Annotated in this window: 3 protein-coding genes; 1 reads left to right on the forward strand and 2 read right to left on the reverse strand. The window is 41.2% G+C overall.

The annotated features are described in order from the left end of the window. Positions 1-97: 97 nt before the first annotated feature. Positions 98-262 carry a hypothetical protein gene (locus Q0954_RS32710; RefSeq protein WP_299465843.1) on the reverse strand — a complete coding sequence of 55 codons (165 nt, stop codon included), beginning with the start codon at positions 260-262 and terminating at the stop codon, positions 98-100. A 667-nt stretch (positions 263-929) separates the two neighbouring features. Between Q0954_RS32710 and Q0954_RS32715 the strand changes: the two genes are divergently transcribed. Continuing rightward, entirely contained in the window at positions 930-1,388 is a 459-nt protein-coding gene (locus Q0954_RS32715; RefSeq protein WP_299465846.1) for a hypothetical protein, read from the forward strand. Positions 1,389-1,453: 65 nt separating this feature from the next. Here the strand turns inward: Q0954_RS32715 and Q0954_RS32720 are convergent, their stop codons facing one another. After that, positions 1,454-4,798, reverse strand: a complete 3,345-nt coding sequence (locus Q0954_RS32720) for a carboxypeptidase-like regulatory domain-containing protein (protein ID WP_299465849.1) — start codon at positions 4,796-4,798, stop codon at positions 1,454-1,456. Positions 4,799-5,186 lie beyond the last annotated feature (388 nt).

A 5,186-nucleotide genomic window follows, 5' to 3' on the forward strand; every position in this document is an offset into this window, starting at 1 on the left:
ATTTTTGCTAAAAGTGTTTTTATTTCTTTTTGCTTATACACTAAAAAGGGTTGAGGCATAAGCCGCAACTTGAATTATTTATCTAGGTGTCCGTAATCTATATTTCAGCTTCCGCCAATTTTCGCTTAGTAGCGGCAAACTCATCCAGCAAACTGTCTACAATATCTTGCGCTTTTTGCTTGTCTGCCGATATTCTATCGCTGTATAGCAATAAACTATAAAACTCAATTTTAACCTTGAGGTTTTCCAGCCGGTTATTCAATTTTTCAATTTTTTGCTTATCGAGCACTTTATTTCTCAGTTTCTTTCTTAGGAATTGTTCAAAAATAAATACGCATTCTTAACCTCATCTTTTGAGGCTATACTTTGTTAAAAAATAGACGAATAGCCATGCTATTAGCCGACCATCCCTCAAGCTCGCTCAATATCCACTAGTATAGGCAGTTGAAATTTCATATTTGCAAACCTATAATAAAGAGGGGTCTACCCATACCTGCCAGGTTTTGAAAACCTGGCAGGTATAAAAAGCTGTTTTATTAAAAGTCTACCGACCGCACTACTGGATATTGCCGTGCCGCGTCTAGCAACAAAATATTTTAGCGTTACTATAGAAATTTATTTTTACACCATTCCTTAGTGATTATTTTTAATTATTCAACGATGTTTGTAAACGTATCATCAACCAAGATAAGTTAAATCTGCTGATTTACCCATTTTTATAGTGTCTTTTCATGCAACAACGAATGCCCAAATCAAAACCGCCATTTGTCTTAAAATCACCACAAATTTGTCAGTTTTATTAAAAACAAAGTAGGGTAAATAATTGTTCTTGAGCAGAAAATTAGTCCAAAAATCGTTTTGATGGCACTAATGTCGCTATCTTGCAACTATCCTAAGTATTATTTATTTTTTTAACCACAAGTATCCGAATGTTTAGCAAAAACAACCAAGTTTTTTATTACAATGCTGGTAGTCATAAAAGCATTGCCCTCAAAGAAATAGATGCGCAGACCTTTATAAAAATAGGACATTTTAAAGCCAACCCTGCCAACCAATCAGTCACACATACAACCTATCCAGACGCCAAATCTGTTGAGTATTTTTATTGTAAAGACAGGCGTGGAGTGTACCTAATAGAGGAAGTTTTTACTCAGGAGAGTTTTTCGCCCAGAGTAGTTATTTATAGGTTGGGCTGGGCAGACCCTAAAACTTTTACCACCAACAAAGCGCTTTTTCCTTATGCCAAAGACAAAAACGGAGTATACCTACATACCCACAAAGTGCCCAACCTGTTGCCCCAAGGCATTGCCTCAGGTCAGGACATTATGAGTGCGCCACACCATAGTTATGAAAAGCTCCCTGTAGAAGTAATTTACCAATATCCTTAAATTTGGTTAAACCATTCCTTGGGGCAAGCTCCCCCAAGGAATGTACTATACATAAAACTCAAGCTCTAAAACCTTATTTTACCAATGCGCACCATTTTATCTTCCGCTTCTGCTGTATTGGCATTTTTGCTGTCAAGCGTAATCACCTTACGCGTCACTTTTTCGTTGCGCTTGCCCCAATTACGATAAACCACCATATACACCCTTGTTTTGGTAGAAGCACGCTCCCGCTGCTGGTTATAATAGTTTACTCTTATTTCATATTTTCCTTTTTGGGCTTTATCAGCATAATACAACACGGGTCCCAAGCCCTCCACATCTTCGGTCATCATCCCTCCTTTTTTGGTTTCATCATTTTTATAAGAACACACCTCTTTAGAAGGCTCCTTTACAAATAAATCAACATAGGTTTGGTCGGTGTTCCAGGTAATGTACACCATCAGATCTTTGGTCTTAAAACTGTAGTCCTCATCATAGATCAACTCCTTCACCTCAGGTAAGCGCTGTGCTACATACTTATGCAGCTTAAACCCTCGTTTTTGCTTGAGTTCTCTCAATAAACGAAGATAGTCTATGGCTACAATTGTTTTAAAGTCGTGTGACTCCCAATCATCCCATTCAGTTTCGACTGCCAACTCATAATACAATATTGCCAGCTCATATTTGCCCATCTGCACCAATGCCTGAGCAATAAGCTGATAAGAAGGGGGTTGGTAAGGACGCAAGTCGATCAGTTTTTTAAATATAAAATACGTGTGTGCCGTTAGCCCCCATTTCATTGCCGAAAATCCCACATCACGCAACTGATTAGGGTCTCCTGCATTCTTTTCTACCAACGAACTCAACAAACGCATGGCGTCTCCTTTATTGCGGCGACGATCTGCTGCCCGGTGAATGATCTTATAATCGGGGGAGTCATCCTGTAGCGTAGCCAGCAAATCGTTCGACATTCCTGATTTGGTTCTTCTCCTGCCGTTTAAACGAGGCGAGTGTACAATAAAATCATCTACTGGTAAGCTTTTGATCAAGCTATCCAAGGTTTTCGAAAGCTCAAGTTCAGACCCGCTATGGCTTTTGTCTACACCACTGAGTTTTTTCACCAAATTGATAAAATCAACCTTGGGATTGCCCAAAGAAGCAATGTTTTTGAGCAAACCTGGCAGCAATTTATTTACAGGGTTTTGCTGGACAAACTTCAGGTTATCCTCGGGTTGAATATTATAACGTCTATAGTCGCGGTCGCTCTCCAGCATCACAAAAGAGCAAGTTTGCCCTGGAACCTCAAAGTGGGTGGCATACTTTATCGCGTCTTTTTCGCCCAAGCTACCCAAATCTTCCAGCTGCGTAGTAGCTATTTGTCCGTATACTCTGGGAGCAAGCGTTGAAGCCACCTGTTGGCTAAAGTGGATATTCAAAAAATGTGTTTGGTCAGGTTGACCTACCTCTATAGTGAGCTTGTTTGCTATGCTTCGCGTGTAACGCCCAGCAAGCACTATTTTTTGTCCAGGATACAGGTATTGGGGACGTCCAGCAAGCAAAAAATCACTGCTTCCGGGCATTGTCACCTGGTTGATACGCCAGGGCTGGTACCTAAAGTTTTGGCTTACTTCGTATACTTCACTTTCGTTTAATATAGAAAATACCGCCCCTTGAGTACTACGCGCCAAATGGTCTAATATGCGCGGGTCGGTACCCGAAAGCCCTGTGCTAAAAGCATACAATTCGTCTTGGGGAGCTATCTTTTTCGACAACTGGTACAAACCATCCTCTCCCCAGCTTAGGTCGCCATCGCTCAACAAAAACAGGTATTTGGCTTTGTTTTTCAACTTGCTGCTATACACCTCGTCCAGTGCCCTGCCCAAGTCAGTAGCTCCTTCAAGCGATAGTTTATTGGCAAATTTCATAAACCTGGCGATGTTTCCGGAACTGTTTTTTGTCCAGTCTTTTCTCCACCAAAACGCCTCTACGTTAAAACAAATCACCGAAAAGCGTTTAATCACATCGCGGTTTTCGTGCAACAATGCACGCAAGGTAGTAAGCCATACATTGAATTTATCGGGTTGCGAACTCAGCGATACATCTAACAAAAACACGACATTTTCCTTCATGTTTTTACGGGGTATTTTGGGCAAGTTGGCTTTAAACGAAGTAGCAAAATAATTGATTGCCTGCCCCCCTACCGATTTTAGTACCAATTGGCTTTTCCTGGGTATGGTCACCTTTACTTCTCGCTCTTCAGGGTTTATCCAGCGCAGGTGCACATTGTTGCCCAATTGTTGGGGCTGGGCAGCAGGCGAAATATTGAGGGTTTGAGGGTTGGCTTGCGCAATGGCAAGGTTTACCTTAAGCGAAGGAGTTTTGATTAGGTTGGATTGATTTTTAGCTGACGGGCTTTTTTTAGTGGTTGTTTTTACTTTCTTTTTGGGGGCATTGCCCAAGGCAAGCTGCAATACCTGGTTTCCGTCAGTTTCCAACAAATCAAAGTCGTAAGCAATGACAATATGGTGCATCTTTTTGGCTGTCAACGGATACACCCTACAGTTAAACATATCGGCACCCGACCATTCCATCAGTGCCGGATCTACCTGATTGTACACGGTTTGAGTATAAGCATAAGCCGCCTTTTGTTTGGGCACTACCCTGGCACGTTTTACTGCCGACCATTCGCCCGTACGATTTGCCAACAGACTGTCTCCGTGAAAGTTCCACTGTTTGTTTTGGGCATAGTCAATAGCAGTAATCTTTACATCTTTAGCTTTGTCAAACACTTTTTTGGTTTCGCCAAAGGCAAAAAACGAGGGGCTGGCTCCATTGGGTAGTTTCAGCTTGAATGTACCCTCAAAACGACGGTTATAGTGGTTATAAAAGTAACAATCCATGACCACCCTGGCACGAAACCCTTCTACTTTGACGGCTATTTGTCGACTATGTAGCGGCAAAGTTTCTTTATCGCCTATCTCCAGACGCACCCGGTTTACATCTCCGCTTGACCGCTTCCAGGTTTTGGCATCTTTGGCTTTGGCACTGCCTGCTCCCACCGTTTTGCTCCTCAAAACCTGGCTGACCTTACGTGTTTTGGTTTGTACCCCCAAGGCAGTCACTACCACTTCCGAAAGACCTCCTTCTTCTTTCAGCACTACATTCACCACTGATTGCCCCTTTAGCTGTACCTCCTTGTTTTGGAACCCTACAAAAGAAAAAATCAATACACGGGCAGTACCGGGTACTTGTATTGTATACCTGCCATTAACATCGGTAGTAACACCTATATTTGTGCCCTTTACGAACACAGTTACACCTGGTAAACCTTCCTTGTTCGCATCGGTCACCTGCCCGGTAATGGTACGCTCTTGGGCAAAGCCAGTCACGCTAAAAAAAATAAAAAGAATGAGGAATAGTTTAGTTTTCATCACGAATAAATTTAGTTTGATAAATATACCATATAATCAGCACCATGCGGCAGTTTGTAAAACTACCCCATGGGCAATGCTTTTGCTCCCATAAAACAAAGAAGCACTTATTTATCCGACTAATTGTATCAATACTCCGCAGTGATTTTAGTCAAAGTTATTTGCTGATTATCAGTTATTGATGAATTTAAAAACTATTTAATTGGGTGTTTAGGCATAAAACCAAAACACTTTTGAAAATAAAGTGAGTACGCAACCTTAATATAAAACACTGGTTTACAGCATTTAACAAGGTGAACATTTACTCGAACCAGCTATGGACTTATACCTTTGAATTAAATTTAAAAAGTACAAATTACTATCTTAGCATAGCCTATACAGGTAGATG

The organism is uncultured Microscilla sp., assembly GCF_947493425.1.
GTDB lineage: Bacteria > Bacteroidota > Bacteroidia > Cytophagales > Microscillaceae > Microscilla.

Excerpts from the sequence above, each read along its gene's own strand:
- Q0954_RS32720 (WP_299465849.1), bottom strand. The coding sequence starts at position 4,798 with ATGAAAACTAAACTATTCCTCATTCTTTTTATTTTTTTTAGCGTGACT.
- Q0954_RS32715 (WP_299465846.1), top strand. The coding sequence starts at position 930 with ATGTTTAGCAAAAACAACCAAGTTTTTTATTACAATGCTGGTAGTCAT.